The sequence below is a fragment of the Alteromonas sp. PRIM-21 genome (genome assembly GCF_027563165.1).
Taxonomy (GTDB): Bacteria; Pseudomonadota; Gammaproteobacteria; order Enterobacterales; family Alteromonadaceae; genus Alteromonas; species Alteromonas macleodii_A.
In genome coordinates this window covers 53,990-80,116 of the sequence record NZ_JADOEK010000004.1, presented here as the reverse complement: position 1 = coordinate 80,116, position 26,127 = coordinate 53,990, and the positions used below count along the sequence as shown (strand labels likewise).

The following is a 26,127-nucleotide window of genomic DNA, read 5'->3' as shown; positions in this document are numbered from 1 at the left end:
AAATTGCGTGGGTAGATCACATATTCTGTTACAGTTAATCGAATACTGTTACGAGTTTGGACTTTCGGTTTGTGGTTGAATTTTCATACACTTGGTTTTAATAAGTCGTCTTAACGAATAAATGACGACGCAACTTGAACACAACAGGAAGACGTAAGCATGAAACGAACACTTCTGTCGCTGGTTATCGGTGTTTCGATGACAACTGGTGCACTAGCCGATGACCTAATGCAGGTATATCAACAAGCACTGGCGAACGATCCATTGGTAAACCAAGCGAAAGCGCAACGTGATGCTGCGTTTGAAGGAATTAGTATTAGCCGTGCAAGTCTACTACCGCAAATCTCTGGCTCTGTGGCCTACACCATGTCAGATTCTGAACGCTTTCAACAAGCTGCTGGTGACAACGGCCTTCAGGTATTTACCACAGATACAGAAGTAGACACCATCGACTACGGGTTAACACTTTCAATGTCGTTGTACGACCACGCTAATTGGTTAGGCTTAGACCGCGCTGAAAAAATTGCTGAACAAAGCGATGCACAACTTGCGGCAAGCATGCAAGACCTTATTGTACGTACGGTTACGGCTTACTTTGACGTGTTGCGCGCCCGTGACAACGTAGAATTTGTAGGTTCAGAAAAACGTGCGATTGAACGTCAACTTGAACAAACCCGTCAACGTTTCGAAGTGGGTCTTACGGCTATTACGGACGTTCACGAAGCACAAGCAAACTACGACAGCACAGTCGCTCAGGAAATTCAGGCTAAAAACGAACTCGAATTTGCTCTTGAAGCGCTGCGCGTGATTACAGGTAAATATCACGACCGTCTTTACGGATTAAATAAAGATAATTTCTCGGCCACAATGCCGGTGCCTGAAACCGTAGATAGCTGGCTAGAAACCGCTCAAGACAAAAACTTAGCATTGTTGGTAGACCGTTTAGCTATGGACGTGGCGAAAGAAGACATTGCCATTGCCCGTTCTGGTCATTTACCAACCTTGTCGCTGTCTGGCAGCTATGGCCGCTCTAAAGACGATGTAGACGCTGAAATTCTTAACGACGATGGCTCAACGACTCCATTTGGTTATGAAACGCCGTACTTAAACAGTCAGTCTATTGGCGTGACGTTGAGTGTACCTATTTATGAAGGCGGCAGTGTAAGCGCGCAAACATCGCAAGCGAAGTACAACTACGTTGCTGCTAGCCAAGCTGCTGAGCAGACGTATCGTCAAACCGTACAATCTGTTCGTAGCTCGTTTAACAATGTAAAAGCATCTATCTCAACTATTCGCGCTCTTGAACAGTCAGTGGTTTCAGCAGACAGCGCCCTTAAAGCGACAGAAGCTGGGTTTGATGTAGGTACACGTACTATTGTTGATGTGCTTGATAGCACACGTAATCTGTTTGATGCGCGTCGTAATCTTGCTGGTGCGCGCTATGACTTCATTCAGTCTGTTATTACACTTAAGCAAGCGGCGGGAACCCTTACAGGTGAAGATGTGGCTATGATCAACCGCGGTCTTAAGCCGGTCGAGAGCAATAGCAACAAATAGGTTGTTTTATATCGCTAGATAAGCGTTTGAATACGACGTAAAGAGGGTAGCTACTGGCTGCCCTTTTTTGTACGTGTTTAGTGTTTATACACTATATATTGTGGTGTAAAAGCGTGCTTATTTGCCGCAAGAAAACTTTTGTAAAGCACCCAGCAGCTGCCGGTAGTCAGCACATAAGGCTTCGGCATTTTGCTTCGTCATTACAAAATTAGATAAACGCATTGAAACGACGCGTAATTTCTCTTGCAACAGCTGTAACTCATCATCCATGATTATGCCCTTTAAATTTGTCTCTATTTTTAGTGATGTTATTTTTGCCGAGTTTAAGGCTTTAAAGTCGCCTTTTTGCCCCTACATTTTGGCGCATAAAGTGTGGGAACAACAACTTTAGTATAACGCCAAGTAAGCTTACGACAAGCCTCTTGGTTTATTGTTTTTTTCTTGAGTGATAAATAAAAATGCAAGCCTCTGAACTACAAAATAAATTTGAGCGCATAAGAGCAAACAAATGGTTTGAAGCCTTTGTTATCAGCGTCATCGTGATATCCGCGTTATTAGTCGGTGCGAAGACCTATGAACTACCTCCTGGCATGTCATCTATTACTTTGTTTTTAGACTGGTTTATTAGCGCTTTCTTTCTAACTGAAATCACAATTCGCTTTTTAGCGGAAAAGCAAAAGCGTTACTTTTTCAAAAGCTTCTGGAACTGGTTTGATACCCTCATTGTAGTTATCAGTCTCATCCCGGCGGACGACACTGAACTTGCGCTGATTGCGCGTTTAGTGCGGGTCTTCCGCGTGCTTCGTATGATTTCAATCATCCCAGAACTTAGAATACTCCTTGTTTCTCTAGTGAAAGCTCTGCCACAGCTAGGCTATGTCATGCTGCTGATGTTTATCATCTTCTATATATACGCAGCGGTAGGCAGCACATTGTTTGAAAATATTAACCCTGTGCTGTGGGGCGATATCACCATCTCTATGCTGACGCTCTTTAGGATCATGACCTTCGAAGATTGGACAGATGTGATGTACGAAACTCAAGAAGTGTACTCACTAAGCTGGATTTTCTATTTAACCTTTATCTTCTTTACCGCATTCGCCTTCCTCAACATGGTTATCGGCATTGTGGTAAATGTGATGGAAAGAGAAAACGAAAAGGCAAGAGCAGAAAAAGAAGCCGCCTTACTTGAAGAGCAAATTGCACAAGGGAATATCGAACCTACGCTGCACGACGTGCTCAAAGAGTTACGGGAGCTAAAAGCGCAGGTCGCATCACAAAATAGCAGAGAATAACTGCCTGAGGCTGTCTAGACACAGGTTGTTAATCAAAAGCAACACAAGCAGTCAGGCAGACAGGTAAACAAAAAGAGAAGGCCACGATAAGTGGCCTTCTTTCATTTCAGTTTTTGCTACTAAAGAAAACTAACAAAGTCAGATAAATAGCTAAAACCTTTATCAAAGCGCTTTACACGCCGTATTGCTGCTTAAGGCTTTCTACTCTTTGCTTCGCGGCTTCAGAGGTAAACTCCCTACTTGCTAAGCGTCGTTTTGCTAACTCTTTTTTATCGAGCTCAAGCAATAAGGCGACGTGATTTAAATACACTTCATCGCTAGCAATGGGCCCTGTCGATATTTGCTCATACAGGGTTAGCGCTTCTTCTTTCTCGCCCTTAGCGATATAAATCTGCGCCAATGTATCCACAGCATCAGCATTTTCACTTTGCAGCGATACCGCTTTTTTCGCTAGCTCTTCTGCTCGCTGAAGGTCTTTATCTTCAAACGCTAAATACGACAAGTTGTTAAGCACCACAAAATTATCAGGCGTTTTAGTAAGTATAAGCTCATAGGTATCTATAGCTGCGGCTCTATCATTACCTATTTGACGCTCGGCTAACAACATTGCACTTTGTACGTCGTTATTGTGCGCATCTACATGCTTTTGCAAAAAGCTAAACGCTTGCTCTTTTTTACCTGACATCTCAAGGGCTGCAACAAGCAGCAAAGCATTATCTGAGTTTGAAGTAGCATCATAAGCGGCTTTGGCGTGGTCTACCGCCTGCTCTGGTGCTTTATCGATAAGATGTAAACGCGCAATAACGCCTCTTACGAACGGCAATGCCTTAACCTCGTCAGAGACATTATTGATAATTTCCCATGCTGGTTTAGATTGACCAAGACGGCTATGAAAATACGCTTTCAAAAGCGTTAGTTGGGCGTCTGGCCGCTTAGATAATACCTTGTTTGTGAGCGCTAACCCTTGCTTGAATTGCTTTTGAGAGTCGACGATAAGCAGCTTGCCCAATACCGCATTTTTATCTTGTGGGTAAAATGATAACCAGCGATCAAAGAAGGTCGTGGCTTCTTTTACGTTATTAGTGGCAATAAGTGCCTGGCCTTTTAAATTCCAGAAAGTCTGAGGTGATGACTCATCACCTTCAACAGCCCTTAACAGCGAAACAGTTTTATCTAACTGGTTAGTTAGCGAATACATTCTCGCGAGTAAAAGTCTTAGATTAATATCGCCTTCATTAGCATTAAACTGCGTTTGTGTATGCTTAACCACGGCGTCTGCATTGCCGCTTTCCATTGCGAGCGCGAACCACAGCGCCAAAGCTTGGACGTCAGCAGGGTTCTCGTCGATAAAAGCGCGGATAAACGCAACTGCATTTTCTTTATTGCCCTCGGCAACAAGCAATTTAGCTCTGGAGTACGTAACCTCATTACCAGCGTCGTTAAGCTCGCTTGCTTTATCTAGGTACTGCGCCGCGTCTTGATAAGCGCCTTCTGCTGTTGCAATATTTCCTAAATAGATCAAGGGAGCCGCAGTCTGTGGCGATGCTTCGTGCCACTCTTTGGCCGCATTTTTCGCCTTCTCAAGCTGGTTAGTCGCTATGTAGGCGCGCAGTAAGGTTGCTTGTGAGGTGACAGACTCAGGCGCTTGCTCAACCGCCTGCTCAAGGTTTACTAACCCATCAATGTCGTTTAATGAAAGCTGTAAAACACCTAAACGTGATAAGTCTTCGGCTGTGGTGCTAACCCCTTCTGATTTTTCTATCATCTGCTGAGCGCCAACAACGTTGCCTTCTCTAAGCAATTGATAACTGGCTTTCGAAAACAGGGCCGCATCAACACCTTGTTCACCTTCAACTCTAGCCAGAACTTCAAGGGCTTCATCGTTTTCACCTAGTTGGAGCATGCTGTCTGCCAGCATTCGAAGGCCTGGGTGATTGTCGGGCAAGCTCGACGCCACCATGGTTAAGTGGCGCTGGGCCGCCTCGAAATCTTGAATTTGATAGGCACTAAAACCCGCAACCAAACGCACAACCTGATCACTCCTACCGTTTTGAACGGCAATTTCCAAGTGTTCAAGGGCTTTCGCATAATTCTCGTTTGCCGATTCAATAATGCCTTTAAAAGTATTTAGCAGAGGATGGTTTTCGTTCAGCACCAACAAATCATCCACAATAGGCTGAGCTTTATCCAGATCTCTTATTTCGATAAGAAGCGCGGCATACGCAAATTTACTGGTAACGTCATCTGGAAACTGACTAACATAAACGCCATATACCTCTGCGGCTTTTTCAGGTTCGCCATTTTGCAGGTAAATTTTGGCAAGCTGTTGCAATACGTCTTTGTTGGTCGGCGCTTGCTCACGCAAGGCTTCTGTTGCGGCTAATGCGCCTTCCATATCGTTTTCTAGCACAAAGGCGTAACTATCAATAAGGCCCTTGTAAACCGAACTGGTATCTAGGGTAGAAAGCTCGGCTAGAAGCACTTGCGCCTCTTCGTTTTTACCAAGCTGCATAAGTGCTTGAAGCTTATAAAAGCCCACTTCTGCGGATTCAACCGCGGTCATTCCTTCTGCGCGATAATCTACTTCAGCAAGGGCATTTTCTGCTCCTGACTGCTGGTAGGCAACTGATAACAATGGAATAACTTGGCTTACGGGGTGGCCTAAGTCCATTGCCTTGTTAAGTTCTTTTTCTGCTGCCGCATAATTATTTTGTTGTAGGTACAGTTTTCCAAGCTCAAAGCGAGGTTCTGCCGCATTAGGCCCCTTTTGAATAGCGTTTTTGTATTCAACGATGGCGGCATCAAGCTGCTGTTGAGAGGCATAGTTTCTCGCATCTGCCAAATGGCTTTCCATCGACTTCTCGCTACACCCTGACAAAAGTGCACTGGTTAACATAACTGCTAACGTGGTGCGTTTAATTAATTTATTAGTTCTATGCTTTGTCATTGTAATTCCTTGCCCTTCCTCAGATTTTTGTCGTCACATTCCAGCTCTTTGTCAAAAGCACTGACTAAACTGCTTATTATTTCATCGAATTTGTGCAATTTCGTGGCAACCTGTCCATTATTCGAATATAATACTGTTTTTTGCAACACTGCTGGCAAGCATATCGCGAAATACGCTAAGAATACGCTTCATTAACTCGCCGGACAGGCCAGTTCAACGCTGTATAGCGTCTTGCGATAATAAACCGAAAAAGTACGGTTTAGTCGTATGCCGCACCCTCCTTACTTAATGCACCAGGACCCTTAATGACAACAACTGTCGACATGACATTTAAAGACCTCAATTTACCAGAACCAATCTTACAAGCCCTTGAAAAAGTTGGCTACGAGAAACCGTCTCCTATTCAGGCTGAGAGTATTCCTCTTATTCTTGAAGGACACGATTTACTCGGTCAGGCACAGACAGGGACAGGAAAAACCGCTGCGTTTGCCCTGCCTATGTTGGCAAATATCGATCCTGAGCAACGTAAGCCGCAATTACTGGTATTGGCCCCAACCCGTGAACTAGCTATTCAGGTTGCAGAGGCGTTTCAGGTTTATGCGAGCTTTAGTCAAAAAATTAAAGTACTTCCAGTATACGGCGGTCAGTCGTACGACAACCAAATTCGTCAGCTTAAGCGCGGCGTTCAAGTGGTTGTGGGTACACCAGGCCGTATCATCGACCATATAAAGCGCAAAACACTAGACTTAAGTGAACTTAAGTTCTTAGTGTTAGATGAAGCTGACGAAATGCTTCGTATGGGCTTTATTGATGACGTTGAACTTATTCTTAGCCACGCACCAGAAGAACGCCAAACGGCGCTGTTCTCGGCAACTATGCCTGGTCCAATTAAGAAAATTACTCAGCGTTACTTAAAAGACCCTAAGCACGTTAAAATTGCCTCAAAGGTAAGCACAGCAAGTACGATTCGTCAGCGTTACTGCCAAATCGCACCGCACCACAAACTTGAAGCGCTAACCCGCATCATGGAAGTGGAAGTGTTCGACGGTATGATCATTTTCGTACGCACGAAAACCGCTACTGTTGAATTAGCAGATAAGCTGTCTGCGCGTGGTTACGATGTAGAGCCACTAAACGGTGATATTCCTCAGGCAGCCCGTGAGCGCACTGTTGAAAAGCTAAAGCAGGGTAAAATCGACATTCTTGTAGCTACTGACGTAGTTGCCCGTGGTCTTGACGTTGAGCGTGTAAGTCACGTTATCAACTACGATATCCCGTATGACAGTGAGTCTTACGTACACCGTATTGGTCGTACCGGTCGTGCTGGTCGTCAAGGTGATGCAATCCTATTTATTTCTCACCGCGAAAAACGCTTGTTGTACTCTATCGAGAAAACCACTAAGCAGCCTATTGAAGCGATGCCTATTCCTTCAATCAGCGAAATCAATGAGACACGCTTAAGCCGTTTTAAACAGTCGGTTGCCGAAGCTACTCAAGACGATAGCATTGAATCATTAATGCCTATTGTTGAGATGATTAAAGAAGAAAACGAAGCATCGCCTGAAACCATCATGGCTGCGCTACTTAAAATTGCGCAAGGCGACGAGCCGCTAATTCTTAAAGAATCAGATCGACCAGACATTAATAGCAAGCCTCCGCGCGACAACCGTGATAGAAACTCTCGCGATGGTCGCGAAAGAAAGCCAAGAGTGCCACGTGGCAACCGCAAGCCAGAAGAAGGCATGCAGCGCTTCCGTATTGAAGTAGGTCATGTTCACGGCGCTAAGCCTGGCAATATCGTAGGCGCCATTGCGAACGAAGCAAACATAAACTCGAAGCACATTGGTGCTATCGAAATTTATGACAACTTCAGCACAGTAGACCTTCCTGATGGCATGCCTAAGGAAACCCGCGATACACTTCAAGGCACACGTGTTGCAGGTCAGCGTTTAAATATTCGCGAATGGTCTGATACGCCACCAGCTAAGCGTGAAGGTCGTGGTAATCGCGGCGACAGAGCACCTCGCGGCAACCGTGAAGACCGAGGCAATCGCGGAGACCGCGAAAACCGTAAGCGTAAGAACTAAATAGCAACACATTCAGCCTTTATATAACTAATTGCAATATGAAGGCTGTTTTCGTTGTTTTCTAATTAAAAAGAATTGGCGCAAAATAGTGTCAGTTCTTTTTTTGTATTTAAAGCTAAGAAAACCTTTATGGATTACTTTCCGCTATTCCTAGACGCTAGAAAACTCAATGTCCTTATTGTTGGGGCCGGTGAAGTGGCCGCCCGTAAGCTAGAGCTTATTATGAAGACGCCTGCGACCATTACAGTAGTTGCTCCTTGGGTTTGTGACACGGTTAAGCAACTAGCGTTAAATGAGAAAGTCACGCTGATTGAACGTGAGTTTGAAAATAGCGACCTTACCCATAAAGACATGGTGTTTATTGCCACCGACAAGGGCGATGTTAACCAGCATATTCATGACTTAGCTCGCGCCAACAAAGTGTTGGTTAATGTGGTAGATAACACGCCACTATGCCAGTTTATTACCCCTTCTATTGTTGACCGCTCCCCTATTATCATTGCTATGAGTAGTGGCGGTGTAGCGCCTGTACTGCTTCGTTATTTGCGCCAGAAGTTAGAAACGGTATTACCTGCTAACTTAAGTAGACTTGGTGCGTTTTCTGAAAAATTCCGCGAAAAAGTAAAACAGACACTCAACGGTGTAACTGCAAGACGTTACTTTTGGGAAGACGTTCTTGACGGCGACATTGCAGAAATGGTTGAAAAGGGTCAAGACCAAAAAGCTGATGAAGCGTTTGACTTAGCGCTGCAAGCTGCCGCTGAAGACAAAAAAGTCGAAGGACAAGTGTATTTGGTCGGGGCAGGTCCTGGCGATCCAGACTTACTTACCTTTCGCGCCCTTCGCTTAATGCAAAAAGCTGACGTTGTTGTTTACGACCGCTTAGTTTCACCACAAATTCTTGAGCTTGTGCGTCGCGATGCTGAGAAAATCTATGTAGGTAAGGCTAAAAGCAATCACACGCTTCCTCAGGACGATATTAATCAGCTAATGGTTGATGAAGCGAAAAAAGGTAATCGCGTGGTGCGCTTGAAAGGCGGCGACCCTTTCATATTTGGTCGTGGCGGAGAGGAAATTCAAACCCTTATTCAGCATGGTATTGAGTTTCAGGTAGTTCCCGGCATTACCGCAGCAAGCGGCGCATCAAGCTATGCTGGTATTCCGCTTACCCATAGAGACCATGCACAGTCTGTCGTGTTTGCTACAGGCCATTTAAAAAACGGCACTATAGAACTTAACTGGCCTGCTCTTGCCCAAAAAAACCAAACCGCTGTGTTTTATATGGGGCTAACAGGTTTGCCTATCATTTGTGAAAAAATGATTGAACATGGGCTTGATGCCTCAACGCCAATAGCACTGGTTCAGTCGGCCACTACTGAAAAGCAGCAGGTGTTAACCGGTACGCTAGAAGACATTGTTGCTAAGCAGGAAAAAGCGCAGCTTCAGCCGCCCACACTGATTATTGTGGGTAGCGTAGTAAGCCTTCATGATGAATTAGACTGGTTTCAAGAATAGGCGACATATGTCGCCTTTTTATTTATCGCGCGACTGCTCGTGACCACGTTTCTCAACATACCCAGACCGAATTCAGCATAAACTTGTTTTTTACACATAGGCGCGCATACTCAGTAATGTAATGAATATGTGGGATATGATGTGGTAAACAGTGTGAAGTGCAGTGCACAGACAGTAATTAGAAATGCGTTGAAAAGATATGTATTCGTGTCTCAATTTCGCGGGTTTAGCACATTAAAACCAGCCAGCATGCTTATGCTGTTTTCTAGCCTCTGTTTAGTGGCTGCAGCACACGGCGAACAACTCAAATACAGCAAAGTTAACACGGATACTGGGGTAAATTTTAGCTACGAATGGCTAGATAACAATAACAGGCTACAATCCATTTCTTTTGAGTTATCTAATAGTGCATTAAAAGAAGCCCCCTCTCAGCAAGCTAACTACAAACCGAAAATAGCACAGCGATACATCATTGTTGCATTAACCAAAGAAGCTAAAAAAATAGACCCTAAAGTTGCGCGTGTGAAGATAACGCCGAAACGAGAGTCTATTGATATTAAGGTTACAGGCTCAGACGAAGCGCAAGTTGAAGAAATACTCAATAATTTAAAAGCTATTCAACAGCAAGAGTACGATAGGTACTTGCGAGATCATTACTTTACTCGCTTCACTACTTTGTTTAATCAAAAAGCGATAAAACCGGATCACGTGCGATATGCAGCCGAATCGGTAAAACCATTGATAGCAGCATCCCAAGCGTTTTATGAAAAGGTAGCTTCAAAATCAGATTCCAGAGCCTATTTTTCATTACTTCTTAGTTGGCTTCAAAGTATCCCTTACGACACATTGGAAGACAGAGTTGTAAGTAATGGCTCTGGCTATTCGCCGCCTGTCAGCGTACTTATGCAGAACCTTGGTGATTGCGATAGTAAGGCAGTACTGGCATCGTCGATGGTGCGCGCATTTTTACCGTCCACGAAAATGATCATGGTATTTTTACCAAATCATGCCTTGCTCGGTATTGCCCTGACGCCCATGGCCAATGACAGAACTATAGAGCACGAGGGCGACACCTACGTGCTTTACGACCCCACTGGCCCGGCACTTATTCCATTTGGACAAGTATCTGAAGATACCGAACGCCACATTGTCACTGGGCGCTATCAAGTGGAAACTGTCGAATAAAAGGAATAAATTTATCCTTGGTGTATTGGGAAAATATCTTCACTGAATATAAAAATAAAAAGCGCCTTTTTGACTAAGGCGCTTTAAATAAAACACTTGGGAAGAGTAACTCGCTAGAGGTTTTCTTCTGCAAAGCTCGCTAGTCGACTTCTTACAACGCCATCTAGATTAATGGTGGCACTGCCCGAGAAGTCTTTAAATTTCTCAACTAGATAGGTCAACCCCGAAGTCACAGCACTTAAGTAGTTACTGTCTATTTGCGCCAGGTTACCACCTACAATGAGCTTAGTTCCTTCGCCACAACGGGTGATGATAGTTTTAAGCTGCGACGCGGTTAGGTTTTGCGATTCATCCAAGATTACGATCGCGTTTTGAATGCTTCGCCCCCGCATAAAGTTTACCGACTTATACTGGATATTGGCCTTTTCCATGATGTAATTCATAGAGCCTTTGGTGTTTTCATCATGCTTGTGAAGCACTTCAAGCGAGTCAGTAATCGCCGCCAACCAAGGCAGCATCTTTTCTTCTTCAGTACCCGGTAAGAAGCCAATAGACTCAGCAATTTCTGGCGTACTTCGCGTAACAATGATTTTGTCATACATGTTGCGCTCTACCACCATTTCAAGGGCAGCCGCTAGCGCAAGTAACGTTTTACCGCTGCCTGCTGGGCCTGTAAGAATAACCATATCAATATGCGGGTCTAGCAAGGCGTGAAGCGCCATTGCCTGACCTATATTTTTTGGTGTAATGCCCCAAGCGTGGCGACCCATTAAGCGTTCGTAACCTAAATCCAGTACCTCTAAATGATCGTCTGTGATCTCTTCAACAAGGCCTGCAAACTGCCTTGTTTCATCGAGTAAGAACTCGTTTATATACGCCTCGGGCAACATGGATTTTGGTATGGTGTGAATGGTGTCGCGTCCCTCACTACGACTATCCACACTTTTTACGCTGTCCCAGAAATTTCCTTCAAAGGTATGGAACCCGCGAGATAAATATTTGATATCGGTAATAAGCTGGTCGGTTCGATAGTCCTCAACATGGGCAAGGCCGGCCCCTTTTGCCTTAAGGCGCATGTTTAAGTCTTTGGTTACCAACACCACTTTTTGCGGCGCAAAGGTCTTTTGCAAGTGCAGCGCAACGTTGATAATACGGTTGTCGTTCTCGTTGCTGGTAAAAACTTGCTGAGCTTCGACCATATTGAGATCAGCAAAGATAGATAGGCTACCTGTAGGCGCAGTTTGTCCCGCGCCAAGTCCTTCCATCGATACACCTGCAAGCATATCTTCTGGCGTTGCGTCGTGGAGTAAGTCCTCCATCGCCCGAATGGATACCCGTGCGTCGCGCGCCACGTCTTTCTTACTGTCTTTTATGTAGTCGAGTTCTTCCAATACGGTCATTGGAATAACAACATCATGTTCTTTAAAGGAGAGAAAAGCGTGAGGTTCGTGCAGCAGAATATTGGTATCGAGGACGTAAATCTTAGTATCGGTAGAATTTTTTTTTGGCATCCTTCACTCCGGTAAATAAAGCCAGGTTAGGCGTATAGTTCGTTTATGAACCCGCGCACTAACAAGCTACAGTTACGGTTGTAGGAGAATGCCGCTCGAAACAGGACTTCTTCCCCTACTCGCGTCGACTGAGAAGCAGTACTACACTTTCTGCCTCAAAGGTTCGTCAGTTGAATTAGCGAACCCTTAATTCCACCATAATCCAGTTTTTAAGATTTAGCACTGTTTTTTCTTTTTTTATTTTCATTTAGAACAAATGTAAAGCGCAATCGTCTTAGCCTTTTTTCACATACGCCATGCTAACAAGCTAGTTTCCTTTGTTCGTGAAGTACCCAGCGCGCTCTAAAATTATTTCTGTTTGGTTTTGGGCATTGTCTAATGCCACTTTCACGCTTTTTTTACCGGTAACCACGTCATTAATTTGTGCCCCTACTGCGTAGCCAATAGCAGTAAACTCTGGGATAGGAATAAACTGACGGCCTATCATAGAATTGCTCAAGTCATCGCTTGAAAGTAACTTCAATGCTTGGTGTTCAAAAGCTGCATAAGGCACAGCTTGCTGATAGGCACTTGAATACGTTGAGTGCCTAGTACCTGAAGGGGCCGCGTATTCACCGCTAACTTTCTTGAGGTCATCAATAAAGGTTTTTGATGTTAAAAAATGCGCAAGTTGCTGGGACTCCTTCACATAGCGCGATTGTTTCGGAACGGCAAAATTCCATGACCAAAACCACTGCGCTCCTTTCTGTTGCTTTCCGAGAGGCGCATAAGTAACGCCAGTGAATTCAGTAACCTTAGAGAAGTTTTTATCAAATAACGCGCCGCCTAAAGAGGAGGCGTCAACGAAAAACGCTAATTTGCCTTGAGCAAAGAGTTTTTGGTTCTCTTGCCACCCCATATCCTCATTTCCTGGGGGGCCAACGTTCTTTGCAAGGTCAGCATACATTTTCACGGCATTAAGCCACGCTGCGCTGTCTAGGGTAGGTCGCATTTTTTCATCTAACCACGATGCCCCATAGGTATTGGCCATGGTGCTCACTAATGCCATATTCTGTCCCCACCCCACGCGCGTTCTAAGCCCTACGCCGTAAATTTCTTTTTCGGGCATATGTACTTGTTGAGCTAGCGCCTTAACGTCGGTATATGTAAGCACTGAGGGAAGGCTTAAATTAAACTTCTCAAGCAGGTCCTTTCGGTAGAAAGTCAGTGTTGTTTCAGCGACAAACGGTAACCCGTAAAGTTTTCCGTCAACGGTGTTTGCATGAAGAGCAGCAGGAATGACGTCATTAATGTCATAATCGTCAGGATGCGTGTTAAAAGGGACGAGAATATCCCGCTTCGCCCAAATAGGAAGCCCGTAATTACCAATTAGTACCAAATCAAAGCTATTTTCATTAACTGAAAAATTACCGAGCAATCGGCGGCGTAAAACGGTTTCATCCATTATTCGCCATTGAATATTTGACTGTGATAGAGGGGAGCCGTATTTATCCAGGTATGCTTTTGCATTAAAAACAGCATTAATATCTGGCGCGCCAACAATTAATGCATCTTCGTTTTGTGAAGTGTTATATACACCATACTTTTCGAGTGTGCGCGCCAAAAGCCCATTCTGTTTTTGTTTCTGTAAGGCTAGGTTGAACTTCTCAATTAGCTTGGAAGACTTAGGGTTTTGTTTTGAAAGCGCTAGATGAAAAGAGCTTTGTACTTCCTCCCCAGGGATAAATATAAACTCACCTATGAGGCTAGGTCGCTCGTTAACTAATGCTTCCTTGGCGCTATACTTATCAATAAATAAAACATCAATTCTCTCTCTTCCAAGTAAATCTAATAGATTAACCGTAGACTTTCCTGGGTACATATTGAAAAACGCTTCATTTGATAAAAATTTCGGCGCTACTGTGCCTCTGAGGTACCCAATTCCTCGCAAGTTTTGTCGTTTGAGCCATTCAACTAGATTAGGTATTTCACTGCTACCCTTAAAGTCTTTCGTCCTAATTAGGAATCCACTCGCTCCCGCTGGGATAGCATCAGATAGAAGAAATGAATCATTAACACGTTCGTAGTCATGAACAGGAAATACACCGTCTAAGGCGCCCGTTTTCGCCAACATTAAAGCTCGGGCATGAGGGTAACGCTCTACATTAAGCGGCTCGCCCAACTCTTCAAAAGCCTTTACCACTATTTCATTCACGTACCCTTTCGACACGTCTTGGCTGTCGCTAAAGGGGCTTACCTCTGATGTTGCAAGCGCAATAGGGCGTGCATAGGTAAAATTGGTGCCAAGTAGAAAAACCAAACATAGCAAGTACAACCCTATCGCCTTTTTAGGTATCGACGTACGGGTAAGAGGGTAAACAACATCACCCGCTAAATTTGGCATTATATAGTTTCCAGTATTCATTAGATGTAAGGTTAAATAGCAGAAAAAAACAAAAAGTGCGTTACTATCACTTAATAAACTAACATTAAATTAGCCAATCCTCATTAACATTATTTTAACGCCGTTTGCGGGAAACAAACGCAAATACTGATATTGGCTACATTCGTAATACGCGAAAGAAAGCCATTATCACTACACTTAAAAAGGACCTTTTAGTTTTGATGCCCTCCTTACGAACTATAGCTCATCCCTTTCTTATCCTTTTAGTGTTGGTAATCACTAACTTTACGAATGGCGTAAGTCTCGCTAGTCAGGTCGACACCGTAATTGAAAAAACTCAGACAGAGAGCGGTGCTACCTGGGAGCTAAGCTATACCCTTAATAAGCCTTCACAACAGCTAGTATTTGTCCGAAATCCTGACGCATCTAGAACCACTCGCTGGCTACCAAAAAGTAGTGACATTGAGATTGCCTACGACACCATTTCACAACAAGAAATTGTGCGTTCTAAAACGGGAAAACCTATTTCTAAGGTTTCTTTTGTACTCACCCCCACTTACAAACACTTGGGTAAAGACTATGCGCCGTTTTCGCCTTTTTCGAACGGTGGCAATGCTTTTCATTCTGGTCGTCTGTTTGCTTGTGCTAATACTTGTGAAGATGAACATAATGAATGGCCTATTACCCTTAAAGTGCCAAGTGGCGAACACATCGTTTTAAACGGAAAAGTAGTTAGTGGCAGCGCCTCATGGGTAGATAAAAATAATGGCAGACAGGTTTATGTAGGTAAGCAGCAACCGATTATCACAGACAGCGCTGTTGCACTTATTGACCCAGCCCTACCTGAGAGCATACAAGCTAAGCTAGAGTACGACATGCCCAATATCATGGCTTATTTTTCACACTCTCTTAAACCACTTGCCACCGAAAAACCTATGCTATTTGCATCTTACGCCATGGTTAACGGTCATTCCTCACAAGGCGGCACGCTGCCAAATCAAATCTTTATGCACTGGAACAGGAATGATTTAGACAAACGCGCTGAGAATAGCGACTTTGCCAATAAGACGTTGTGGTTCTTTGCCCACGAAGCAGCACATTTATATCAGCCAGGTAATACCGCCGGTGTTTCAGAGAATGACGAACAATCATGGTTACATGAAGGTAGCGCCGACTACTTTGCGGCACTAGCTATGAACTACCTTTATGAAGATGCCAATAGCTATGTAAAAAGGCGTATAACCCACGCGTTTGAAAGCTGCACGCTAGGTTTAACGCAAAGCACACTTGCCAACGCTTACAAGAATGGACACTTCAACCTTTATTACTCGTGCGGAATGGTAATGCACCGCGCCATCGATAGCGTGGTGCAGCAAAAAACGTTGGGTGAGGAGTCGCTGTTCAGCGTATGGAAACGACTTCAAAAGGCAGTAAGTAGAGGCTTGCCGCCTGGCACAGCGACCTTCTTAGCATTACTTGAGCCTTATAATGCACCTGAACTTATTGACGCCATAAACAATGCAACAAGCGACAACGATAAAAAGGCGATACTGGGCTTACAGACCCTGTATCGCATGGGTGAGTGATAAAAGGGTCTACTTGATGAAGTACCCTATTGCTTTATATTCACCATTTACCTCTACCATAGAGAGTGTTTCTACATTCATAGAGGTACTTTCAGTGAACTGGGTGCTGAATGATAAGATTAGGTAATTACCTTTTGGCAACCCTGGTAGTGAAGAAGGCGCTTGAGCTAAAGCAAACTCTCGATTTTTTAGATCGCCTAGAGGCTTTCTAACAAGCTGAAGTGCTTCAGCCCATTTCGCTTGGGAAATATTACTTCTGAATATAGCCGCACTCTCTTGCCAGCTTTGTTCATATTCACCGCTATCAATCAAGCGCAACCAGTCTGTTGCGTTTTCAAGGGCTTCGCTACTTACATTCACTGGTTTGCCAGCTTCGATTACTTGGTTACTACCGTTATTTGCATTGACCGTTTGCGCATAGTAAATCGCTACAAACAAACTAATAGCGAGCGCTAACGTAACCCAAAGAACATTTTTGTGGTTTAACATTGTGGGACGGTAAACTTGATGCGGTACTGTATGATGTGCTGCTCGATTTTCCCTCGCAATAGAAGTTTGCGAGGCTTGCTGCACTTGAGCATGACTTGCGGCGGCATCGGGTTCATCCATAAAGAGGGCACCTGGCGTCGTTTCGAACACTGATGCAAGTGCTCCTATCGAATCATGGGATGCAGATTGGGTTTTCTCAATTCGCTGAATAGTGCGTAAACTCAACCCAGACACATCAGCCAGATACTGCTGACTCCATGCCTTAGCATTGCGTAGTTGTATAAGCTTTTGACTGTCTACTTTCATATCCATCTCGCGCTTCCTCCTGTTAACTGCGCTTCACATACGTTAGAAACGTGACCTCGTTAACAGTAAGAAATATCCATGGTCAGTGATACGACAGTTTTACGCCATCCCTATGACAAAGCAAGTCTGCTGAACATGTTAACGCGACTTTGTTCTTTCATTGGTATCGTGTGTTAAGTCATTTGTACCGCGTCTTAGAGGGGCAACAAGGTAGGTTTGGTTTGGTACTGATGCCTTACATACGACAGGAGTGCCGTTTAAAGACCATATGACTATGTTCATGCACGTCGTTAATTCTCTCTTTGCGCTCATATAGTAAAAACGACAACCAATAGTCTAGTATTAATGACTTATCACAACGCAATGCGTACAATACCGCCCCCCGAAAAACAGGTTGGTGATTTATGAGTTCAGATAGTCAATTTTTAGTTGGTCAGCGTTGGTTAAGCAACACCGAAATAGAGCTGGGGCTGGGCGTAGTTATCGGTAGCGATTTCCGTTCAGTTGAAGTGTTGTATCCGGCAACAGGCGAAGCGCGAAAATACACAAAGCAAGACGCGCCGCTTACGCGACTAATATTCGAAATTGGCGAAACGGTCAAAAGCCAAGATGGCTGGGAAATGACCATTACTGAAAAAGAAGAGAGCCAAGGTTTATTTATTTATCACGGGCTTCGTGAAGATACCAAAGCCCAAGTGCGCTTACCTGAAACCATGCTAGACAGCCACATTCGCTTAAACCAACCTGAAAAGCGCCTGTTTAGTCAGCAACTAGACAATCCGAAATGGTTCGACTTACGTGAACGCGCCCTAGATCATCAATACGAATATTTGCGTTCAAGTACTATCGGCCTTGCCGGTGCCCGTATATCGCTTATCCCGCACCAGCTACACATAGCGTCAGAGGTAGGCGGAAGACACGCGCCTCGCGTGTTGCTTGCCGATGAAGTAGGGCTTGGTAAAACTATCGAAGCCGCGTTAATTATTCACCAGCAGCTTAAAACTGGTCGTGCCGAGCGCGTGCTTATCTTGGTTCCAGACTCGCTCATGCACCAATGGCTAGTTGAGATGCTGCGCCGGGTAAATCTTCCTTTCGCCATTTACGATGAGAGTCGTTGCGAAGCAATAGAGAAGAGTGAAGGTCTAGAAGATGACGATACAGCTGACACAGGCGCAGTAAACCCATTTGAAAGCGATCAGCTGGTACTTTGCAGTATCGACTTTCTAAGTAAGAGCGAAAAACGCCAGCAGCAAATTCAAGCCGCAGGTTGGGATTTGATGGTTGTCGATGAAGCCCACCACCTTGCGTGGTCAAGTGAGGCTCCTTCTGCCGAATACCTGTGTGTTGAAGCACTAGCTAACCAAACACCTGGCGTATTGCTACTTACCGCAACGCCTGATCAACTTGGTCACGAAAGCCACTTTGCACGCTTACGCCTACTCGACCCGGCTCGCTTCCATAGTTACGACGCTTTCTTAGATGAAGAATCGAAATACAGTCAGCTCGCCGATGCGGTCGCGCCATTACTTTCAGACGCCGAGCCTAACGACAAGCAACGTAGCAAACTTGCTGAGTTTGCGCCTGACGTAATGGAACATGCGGGTGATTTAAGCTCGCCGGACAATCGCCATGCGTTGCTGCATCAACTTATTGACTGTCACGGTACAGGTCGCATGCTATTTAGAAATCGCCGCGCCAATATCGAAGGGTTCCCAGAGCGTAAACTAAGTGCATATGAATTGGCGTTGCCGGAGGTTTATTCAGAGGCAGTGAGCGGCGGCGACCTAACCTATTCACTCTACCCTGAGCGTATGGCAAGTGTTGTTAATAGCTGGACTAAGCACGACCCTCGCGTTGAATGGCTGCTAGATTTCATGCAAAGCGTTAAGCCAGAAAAAATTCTGCTTATTTGCGCCAGCGCTCGTACGGCACAAGAGTTAGGCGAAGTCATTCGCACGCAAACAGGAATTCGCCATAGCGTATTCCACGAAGGCATGAGCATAGTAGAGCGCGATAAGGCGGCCCATTACTTTGCTGACGAAGAAGACGGCGCACAAATACTACTGTGTAGTGAAATTGGCAGTGAAGGCCGTAACTTCCAGTTCGCTCACCATTTGGTTCTGTTCGACTTGCCTATTACGCCAGACCTGCTTGAACAACGTATTGGTCGACTTGACCGTATTGGCCAAACTCAAACTGTACAAATTCACGTACCGTATTTAGCGAAAACCGCTCAGCACGTATTGCTAGATTGGTATCACGAAGGACTTAATGCCTTTGAGAAGACCTGTCCGACCGGCTCTGGCGTGTTCGACGACGTGAAACCTTTGCTTATTGGTGCATGCTTACACCCTGACGATATGAGTGCCCGTGACGAGCTTGTAAACATGAGCGTTACACTAAACAGCCAACTGGTGGCACAGCTTGAAGCCGGTCGCGATCGACTTCTTGAGCTTAATGCTTCTGGCGAAGGCCGTGTAGAGCAACTGCTCGAAGATATTATCACCCTTGATAGCGAACAAGATTTATCTCGCTTTATGGGCCGTGTATTTGACGCTATCGGCGTCCAGCAAGACGAGAAAGGCAATGACTGCTTTATTCTTATGCCAACCGAGTCGATGGTGAGCCAGCTTCCAGGTCTTGACCCAGAAGGCATGACGGTTACTTACAAGCGCCGTGTTGCGACCACGCTTGAAAACGTACAGTTTCTTAGCTGGGACCATCCGCTAGTACATACCGCGATTGATGTAGTGCTGACCGACGTTCACGGAAAAAGCAGTATGGGCTTTATTGCTGAGCCTTCTCTGCCGAAGGGCGCCTACTGGATAGAAACCCTTTTTGTGCTGCACGCGCAAGCGCCGAAAGCACTTCAATTAAGCCGTTTCTTGCCACAAACGCCAGTGCGGGTATGTTTAGATGCGCAGGGCAATCCTTCTGACTTAAGTTTTGATGTTAAGCGTAAAATTGGTCGCAAGATTTCTTCTCAACTTCTAAAAGCACTGCAGCAGCCCCTTGAACTTGCTATTGAGAAAGCGCGTAAGCTTGCCCATCACGAGGCTAACCAAAAGCAGCATGATGCCCTTAACGATATGCACAGCACATTGAATGATGAAATACAGCGCTTGCGGGATCTTCAAAAGCGCAATCCCGCTGTGCGCGATAGCGAAATTGAATTTATTGAAACGCAAATGAATGCGCTCGATAAGGTCATTCAGGAAGCTGATGTTCAGCTAGACGCAATACGTATTGTGGTGAACAACCCGTAAATGCGAAATGTTAAGCACTGAAAGAACAACGTTGAAGTAACGAGTACATAATGCCAAACCCGAGTTTTGTTTATAACCCGCCTATGACGCCTTATCTTGATATCCTTTATCAAGATGAGGACATGCTGGTAGCGCACAAGCCTAGCGGGCTATTAAGCGTGCCGGGTAAGGCCTTAGAGCACCGAGACTCGCTCATTAGCCGGGTTAATTGTGTATACCCCACTGCCACGGTAGTTCATCGGCTAGATATGGCGACATCGGGTATCTTAGTGCTGGCACTGAATAAAGAGAGTCATCGCCATATATCAAAACAATTTGAGCTTCGACAAACTAAAAAGCGCTATTTTGCCCGAGTACATGGTCATGTAGCACAAGACAGTGGAGAGGTTAATTTACCCCTTATTTGCGATTGGCCGAACAGACCGAAGCAAATGGTAGACTTCGAGCGCGGTAAGAAAGCAGTAACGCATTTTGACGTTGTCGAGCGTTCCCATGATGAAAAAGGTTTGCCCTACTCTTTAGTTGCCCTATACCCCATCACAGGTCGCTCTCACCAATTGCGCGTGCATATGCTTGCTTTAGGCCATCCTATTTTAGGTGACAGACTTTATGCCCATGAAGAAGCGTTATCTATGGCCTCTCGCTTACAGCTACATGCAGAAAGCTTAAGCTTTTCCCATCCTACATTCGGGCATTGGCAGCATTTTCACATCCCTATCCCTTTTAGCCAGTACCAACCCAAAGCCCTTTCTGAAACTATTGAGTAGTGCTGCTCTATTTTATCTATAGACTTCATTTCAGTTTTAAAAGGTACTGCCGATAACCTTCGTAGAATACTTGGTGTATGAATTGATTTGATGCTTCCGTGACCGCGCAAATCAACAATAGGTAAAGGCAAACCGTTTTTTATGAAAAGGCACGCTCTTCTTATAACATTTGCAGTTATCGTCTTGCTGCTGCCTGTAACGGCTCATTGTGATTTTTTCACAGATGTAAGTAATGCCTATTTGCCCGGAGAAGTGGACGCGTTAATGGTTGGCGAAGAGAAAGCCCCTGTTATTGTCATCGAGGCACAAACTCCGCTCCCTTTAGGTGTTGCAGTCGTACTCACTGAACCCTTTCCATCTAGTCTTACTCTTGCTCAAGGTAACAGCTTAGCGAGTATGCTTGCTGAGAAAGGATGGAACGTAGTTATCAGCCCATTTAATTTGTCGCCAAACTCACCATCAGTGCTAACTACTGAAGAACAAACCAGTGAAGCGCAAGCAGAAAGCGCATCATCATCGATGGATAGCGAATCAATCATCCACCCTAGAAGTGATCAACTTACTCAGTACCTTGACTTTGAATCAACGACGACGGCACTAACGCTGCAACTCAGTGCTTTAGATAATTATTTGCAAGATAGAACGGGATACCGCATGGTGATTGCGCAAGGAATGCTTGCAACGGCCTACTTGTCTGCAGTCGAAATGCAGCCTGGTTTACAACCAGATTCATTTGTCGCTATATCGCCATTTTGGCCACAAGAAAAGACAAATAACTTAGTGATTGATACTATCGCGAAAGCCAGCTTTCCCATTCTTGACTTGTCTTTAATAAACTTTAACGACTGGGAAGCAAGCACCACAATGAAAAGAAAAGTTCGTGCAAAAAACGAACTAAAGTTGCACTATAGACAAGTCCACCTGCCAAATAATTCTTTAACCTTTAGTATAAAAGAAATCAACAAAACCCCAAACATTCATATAGTTGCAAATAGCATCATAGGCTGGACCAGACATCTAGGCTGGTAATTCCTCTATCTTAGGATTAGGCTAAATCATTACCCAAAACAGTTACCTACCTATATTCATACGAATAATGGGGTGTAGAAGTCAATGGTAATCATGTAATGGGCTATACTATTTTTAGCAAACAACGACGGTTGAGTGACTTGTGAATGTTCAGAATTTTGTAGATAACAAAGCGAAACAGCTGTGTTTCTATTTGAGAGCATTTTGGCAGGGAGAGCTTCCTATCGAGGAGATCGAGCTATTCTTTTGGGATAGTATGGAAGAATGGGGGCAAATTGAATGCACATTAACCCAGCCATATACGCAAAAAGAGCGTGTTTTTTGGCATTTGCTTCATCAAGTGCATTACTGGAATGAAGATAAACTGACAAAAGACCAGTTTCTTGTTGATGAGTTAACAAACTGCGTTAACTTTCTGGAAGGTTTGGGACATTGCCCTTTAGACTGTGTTGGTATTCGCCCGTGAACAGGGTTCACTTTACGGCGGCTCACCCTATATTATTAGTATCTCTTGCTTACCTCTAAATTATTAATATCGCCTTCACAGTTTTATTGCTAAACACAGTGGTTCGTGGCTCAATATACTTTTGAGTTACCGCTGAAGGCCGAAGTATTGCTTACTGCATTAAAAACGTTCAACGACAAACGCTACCTAACGATTTTTCTATTTGGCATTTCCAGTGGTTTTCCTTGGATCATGATTGGTTCAGTGTTATCGGCTTGGCTAAAAGATGAAGGTTTATCGCGTTCGGCTATTGGCCTTTTCGGTATCATCTTCGCCACCTATTCATTTAATTTTTTATGGTCGCCCCTTGTCGATAAGCTTAAGCCGCCGTTGCTAGGACAACGACGCGGTTGGATCTTTTTGATGCAAAGCGTTGTTGCTTCACTGTGTCTGGCGATGTCCCAACTGACCGCAAACCAAGACCTATTCTACGTAGCCTTAATTGGTTTACTCATTGCCATTGCTTCTGCCACCCAAGATATTGCTATTGATGGCTTTCGTATTGATTGCATTGAAAAAGAAGATAAAGATGGTATGTCTGCTGCTTCCTCAGTAGCAACAGCTGGATGGTGGACGGGCTACGGTGGCCTTGGCGCTATCCCTTTTTTCTTAGCAGACCTCACTTCCTGGACTTGGCCAAATATTTACTTATTACTTGGCGCTATCATGGCCTCTTTGGCAATAGCTACCTGGTTTGCTAATGAACCCGCAGTTAATAGGGAAGCTTTGCTTGAGCAAGTAACGGATGTAAACGCAAACAACTCTGCAGTGATTAACTGGGTAAGAACAACGCTCATAACACCATTTTCGGAGTTCTTTAACCGCAATGGCATCAAGCTGGCCGCTTCATTCTTACTGTTTATTTTTCTTTTTAAAATTGGTGAAGCGTTTTTAGGTCGTATGAGCATCGTCTTCTATAAAGAAGTTGGATTTTCAAATAGCGATATCGCCACTTACTCAAAGTTACTTAACTGGTGGGTGACCATTATATTCTCTTTACTTGGCGGGTTAGTAAATATCCGCTATGGCATTTACCGAGGGCTAATGATTGCTGGCGTCGCCATGGCGGCTTCAAACCTTCTTTTTGCACTTATCGCACAGACTGGACCTTCAACTTCACTGTTGGCCATCACTGTAATTGTCGATGGTTTTACCGGGGCATGGAGCACAGTTGCTATGGTCGCCTTTATATCGCTTTTATGTAACCGCGCTTTTAGCGCAACACAATATGCGCTTATGGCCTCACTAAGTGTTGCAGGACGAACATTGGTTGCTTCTAGCAGTGGTTTAGTTGTCGATAGCCTCAATGGAAACTGGAGTTTGTTTTTCATTTTGACCGCTGTCATGGTGGTCCCTAGCCTTTGCTTTTTATATTCCATAAGAGATCACATAAAGCGCGTCGAAGCGCCATAAATTTTTACACTCTGTTGCAGTCTACATTTAGTGACCTTGCAAGTTTGCATTAGTTGCCTACATTTAAAGAAGGTAGTTAATGCAAACTCTTGCAAGGAAGAAATTTGAGCGCAAACAAGGCTGATCCACCGCAACGCAAGTCATCATTGGTATCCAGCGCTTTTACCTTTTCAAAAGTAAACGCCACGGCTATGTTTTTCGCTGCCATTATTATTTCAATCTTGCTTGTGTTAAACACCAAACAGCAGTCTTTCATTACTAGCCTTAAGCAAAAGAGTGATTTAGAAGACAGTATAATTACCGCTGAATATCGAATACACCAGTTCAACAGCCAAACTCAAAGCAATAATGGCACTCATACCGCTTTAGCCCATCAGTTACAGGTAACGTACCAAGGGTTAAATCGATATGTAGAAGACAGGTGGAGGGTCAGCGACAATCTAGCCCCTGTTTCTAAAGAAGAGTTTACAAAGGCATATAAAGGCTTAAATAGAGCCACAGCCGAAGAAAGCGCCAAAACAACGCGAATATTGCTTTACACGCTTATGGCGCTCTCCCCTACTGAAATGACGCTCTATATCGATGATGGCTTTAGCCTTCTTCCTCTTCTAAGCACCTTACAAGCAGAAGAAAACGCGGTGTTACTCCGAGTTCAAGGACTGCGTGAAAAGATGTTGCTAACTACTTTATTTGGCACGGTTGTTATGGTTCTTTGGTATCTTGGTGCCTGGCTTGTTAGTAAAAGCTCACCCAAGAAACCTCTGCGAAAGCTCCACAAGTCGAATGTACGGCTTGCTGTAGCTGATTATGGTCAAGACTTACAGAACAAAGAATTTTTAAAGCTTATCAGCCATGAGTTTCGAGCGCCGATCAGCGCCATAATAAGTGCCTTAGAGCTTATTCCCAATTTGGAAGACCAGCGTACCCGGTTAATCCAGCAAGCTGAGCAATCAAGCTATAGACTGCTTAATCTAACCAGCAACCTTACGGATATACTCAATAATCATGTAGAGGATGACCTACAGCTTTCAAAGGTAGACTTGATAAGTCTGTTAGACGAATGCATCTCGCCTTTTTCGGTAAGAGTGAAAGATAAAAAACTCGAACTTAACATGCATTGCAGTCATAGCGTGCCAAGTTATGCTGAAACCGACGCTATGGCCCTTTCCAAAGTCATAGTGAATATTCTCGATAATGCCGTGAAATTTACTTCAACGGGATTAATTGACGTGACCGTTACAACGCTGGTTAAAAACAAAAAAGTCTTTCTAGTAATCATTATTAACGACACGGGTATTGGTATTGATGAACAAACCCAAAAACGCATGTTCGAGCGCTTTTATAGAGGGGAGCACTCGCAAAGTCAGCGCTACCCAGGGGCGGGAATTGGGCTATCGGTTGCCAAACGCAGTATTGATAAACTTGGCGGTACGTTACAGGTAAATAGTACAGTAGGCGTCGGGTCCGAGTTCAATATATCACTGCCAATTACGCCCCTAGAAGACTCGCCATCAGTAACATCGACGCCTTCTAGTGCCAAGTTTGCTATCGTCGATGATTTAGAAATATCAAGGCTACACCTACAGTCTATTGTCACAAAAGAAGGCTTTAGCGTTCGCACATTCTCATCTGGTGCCAACCTTTTAAACCTTCACGATGAATTGCTTCAATTCTCCGGTATCATCGCCGATCTCTATATGCCAGGAATGAATGGTCTTGAATTGGTTAAAACACTAAAAGCCATTTACGGGGAGCGCGTGCCGCCGGTTATCGTGTTGTCTGCAACGCCGGATATCGCCAATATTATCGCCAAAAGTGAACTGCCTATATTTCAGAGCTTTGTTAAGCCCATCGACAGAAACCGGTTTGTAGACGCCATACATCAGCTTTCAGGGAATAACACAAAGGCCATCAAAGCGTTGACCAAAGCAAACATTCTAGTGGTAGAGGATGAGCCAATAAATGCAGAAATGGTGGAATACATGCTACAAAGTATGGGGCACGATGTCACCGTATGCTACACGGGCGACGATGCAATAGGCAGAGTAAATGAGACCGCCTTTGACTGTATATTACTTGATATTAATCTGCCTGATATCAATGGCTTAGAAGTGGCTAATATTATAAAAGAGGGCCACCCTAACCTGCCCATTATTGCGCTTACCGCTAACGCCCATAGAAACGATAAAGAGGCTTCACTACGGGCCGGTATTCGATATCATCTCGTGAAACCTGTTACATACCAAGAACTTAAGAATACCTTGCGGCTAGCGCTTTCTTAACAAG

17 protein-coding genes are annotated in these 26,127 nt (G+C 44.5%); 12 read left to right on the top strand and 5 right to left on the bottom strand.

Annotated features, from left to right (window positions below; genetic code table 11):
• Positions 1-159: 159 nt before the first annotated feature.
• Complete coding sequence (tolC, locus tag IW644_RS08150) at positions 160-1,557, top strand: outer membrane channel protein TolC (protein ID WP_269917191.1); 1,398 nt, start codon at positions 160-162, stop codon at positions 1,555-1,557.
• Between the two features lie 117 nt (positions 1,558-1,674).
• Here tolC and IW644_RS08145 read toward each other — a convergent pair whose 3' ends face one another.
• Positions 1,675-1,827: a hypothetical protein gene (locus tag IW644_RS08145; protein WP_179982321.1), complete on the bottom strand. Its 153-nt coding sequence runs from the start codon at positions 1,825-1,827 to the stop codon at positions 1,675-1,677.
• Positions 1,828-2,015: 188 nt separating this feature from the next.
• On the opposite strand from IW644_RS08145, the gene IW644_RS08140 reads away from it, so the two are divergent.
• Positions 2,016-2,852, top strand: coding sequence for an ion transporter (locus IW644_RS08140; RefSeq protein ID WP_269917190.1), 837 nt, complete (start codon positions 2,016-2,018; stop codon positions 2,850-2,852).
• 172 nt (positions 2,853-3,024) lie between these two features.
• On the opposite strand, the gene prsT is transcribed toward IW644_RS08140, so the two are convergent.
• A complete protein-coding gene (gene prsT / locus IW644_RS08135; protein WP_269917189.1) occupies positions 3,025-5,799 on the bottom strand; it encodes an XrtA/PEP-CTERM system TPR-repeat protein PrsT in 2,775 nt (924 codons plus the stop codon).
• A gap of 305 nt (positions 5,800-6,104) precedes the next feature.
• Between prsT and IW644_RS08130 the strand changes: the two genes are divergently transcribed.
• The 3 genes from IW644_RS08130 (at position 6,105) to IW644_RS08120 (ending at position 10,586) form a co-directional block, all read left to right on the top strand.
• On the top strand, positions 6,105-7,886 hold the full coding sequence (locus IW644_RS08130; protein WP_269917188.1) for a DEAD/DEAH box helicase: 1,782 nt from the start codon (positions 6,105-6,107) through the stop codon (positions 7,884-7,886).
• A 129-nt stretch (positions 7,887-8,015) separates the two neighbouring features.
• Positions 8,016-9,401, top strand: a complete 1,386-nt coding sequence (gene cysG / locus IW644_RS08125) for a siroheme synthase CysG (protein ID WP_269917187.1) — start codon at positions 8,016-8,018, stop codon at positions 9,399-9,401.
• Between the two features lie 207 nt (positions 9,402-9,608).
• Positions 9,609-10,586, top strand: coding sequence for a hypothetical protein (locus IW644_RS08120; RefSeq protein ID WP_269917186.1), 978 nt, complete (start codon positions 9,609-9,611; stop codon positions 10,584-10,586).
• Positions 10,587-10,699: 113 nt separating this feature from the next.
• Here the strand turns inward: IW644_RS08120 and IW644_RS08115 are convergent, their stop codons facing one another.
• A complete protein-coding gene (locus IW644_RS08115) occupies positions 10,700-12,097 on the bottom strand; it encodes a PhoH family protein (RefSeq protein ID WP_269917185.1) in 1,398 nt (465 codons plus the stop codon).
• A gap of 307 nt (positions 12,098-12,404) precedes the next feature.
• Complete coding sequence (locus IW644_RS08110) at positions 12,405-14,480, bottom strand: extracellular solute-binding protein (RefSeq protein WP_269917184.1); 2,076 nt, start codon at positions 14,478-14,480, stop codon at positions 12,405-12,407.
• Positions 14,481-14,701: 221 nt separating this feature from the next.
• Between IW644_RS08110 and IW644_RS08105 the strand changes: the two genes are divergently transcribed.
• Positions 14,702-16,066, top strand: coding sequence for a hypothetical protein (locus tag IW644_RS08105; RefSeq protein WP_269917183.1), 1,365 nt, complete (start codon positions 14,702-14,704; stop codon positions 16,064-16,066).
• A gap of 9 nt (positions 16,067-16,075) precedes the next feature.
• Here IW644_RS08105 and IW644_RS08100 read toward each other — a convergent pair whose 3' ends face one another.
• Complete coding sequence (locus IW644_RS08100) at positions 16,076-16,867, bottom strand: DUF4019 domain-containing protein (protein WP_269917182.1); 792 nt, start codon at positions 16,865-16,867, stop codon at positions 16,076-16,078.
• Positions 16,868-17,265: 398 nt separating this feature from the next.
• Here IW644_RS08100 and rapA point away from each other — a divergent pair, with 398 nt between their 5' ends.
• The 6 genes from rapA (at position 17,266) to IW644_RS08070 (ending at position 26,123) form a co-directional block, all read left to right on the top strand.
• Complete coding sequence (gene rapA, locus IW644_RS08095; RefSeq protein WP_269917181.1) at positions 17,266-20,127, top strand: RNA polymerase-associated protein RapA; 2,862 nt, start codon at positions 17,266-17,268, stop codon at positions 20,125-20,127.
• A 50-nt stretch (positions 20,128-20,177) separates the two neighbouring features.
• Positions 20,178-20,894, top strand: a complete 717-nt coding sequence (gene rluA, locus IW644_RS08090) for a bifunctional tRNA pseudouridine(32) synthase/23S rRNA pseudouridine(746) synthase RluA (RefSeq protein ID WP_269917180.1) — start codon at positions 20,178-20,180, stop codon at positions 20,892-20,894.
• A 141-nt stretch (positions 20,895-21,035) separates the two neighbouring features.
• Positions 21,036-21,923, top strand: a complete 888-nt coding sequence (locus IW644_RS08085; protein WP_269917179.1) for a DUF3530 family protein — start codon at positions 21,036-21,038, stop codon at positions 21,921-21,923.
• Positions 21,924-22,065: 142 nt separating this feature from the next.
• A complete protein-coding gene (locus tag IW644_RS08080; protein ID WP_179982310.1) occupies positions 22,066-22,389 on the top strand; it encodes a hypothetical protein in 324 nt (107 codons plus the stop codon).
• Positions 22,390-22,494: 105 nt separating this feature from the next.
• On the top strand, positions 22,495-23,841 hold the full coding sequence (locus IW644_RS08075) for an AmpG family muropeptide MFS transporter (protein ID WP_269917178.1): 1,347 nt from the start codon (positions 22,495-22,497) through the stop codon (positions 23,839-23,841).
• 104 nt (positions 23,842-23,945) lie between these two features.
• Positions 23,946-26,123 (top strand): response regulator, encoded by a 2,178-nt coding sequence (locus tag IW644_RS08070; RefSeq protein WP_269917177.1) that lies wholly within the window; start codon positions 23,946-23,948, stop codon positions 26,121-26,123.
• The last annotated feature ends 4 nt before the right edge of the window (positions 26,124-26,127 follow it).

Coding starts and splice junctions, on each gene's coding strand:
- tolC (WP_269917191.1), top strand. CDS start 160: ATGAAACGAACACTTCTGTCGCTGGTTATCGGTGTTTCGATGACAACT.
- IW644_RS08145 (WP_179982321.1), bottom strand. CDS start 1,827: ATGGATGATGAGTTACAGCTGTTGCAAGAGAAATTACGCGTCGTTTCA.
- IW644_RS08140 (WP_269917190.1), top strand. CDS start 2,016: ATGCAAGCCTCTGAACTACAAAATAAATTTGAGCGCATAAGAGCAAAC.
- prsT (WP_269917189.1), bottom strand. CDS start 5,799: ATGACAAAGCATAGAACTAATAAATTAATTAAACGCACCACGTTAGCA.
- IW644_RS08130 (WP_269917188.1), top strand. CDS start 6,105: ATGACAACAACTGTCGACATGACATTTAAAGACCTCAATTTACCAGAA.
- cysG (WP_269917187.1), top strand. CDS start 8,016: ATGGATTACTTTCCGCTATTCCTAGACGCTAGAAAACTCAATGTCCTT.
- IW644_RS08115 (WP_269917185.1), bottom strand. CDS start 12,097: ATGCCAAAAAAAAATTCTACCGATACTAAGATTTACGTCCTCGATACC.
- IW644_RS08110 (WP_269917184.1), bottom strand. CDS start 14,480: ATGCCAAATTTAGCGGGTGATGTTGTTTACCCTCTTACCCGTACGTCG.
- IW644_RS08105 (WP_269917183.1), top strand. CDS start 14,702: ATGCCCTCCTTACGAACTATAGCTCATCCCTTTCTTATCCTTTTAGTG.
- IW644_RS08100 (WP_269917182.1), bottom strand. CDS start 16,867: ATGGATATGAAAGTAGACAGTCAAAAGCTTATACAACTACGCAATGCT.
- rapA (WP_269917181.1), top strand. CDS start 17,266: ATGAGTTCAGATAGTCAATTTTTAGTTGGTCAGCGTTGGTTAAGCAAC.
- rluA (WP_269917180.1), top strand. CDS start 20,178: ATGCCAAACCCGAGTTTTGTTTATAACCCGCCTATGACGCCTTATCTT.
- IW644_RS08085 (WP_269917179.1), top strand. CDS start 21,036: ATGAAAAGGCACGCTCTTCTTATAACATTTGCAGTTATCGTCTTGCTG.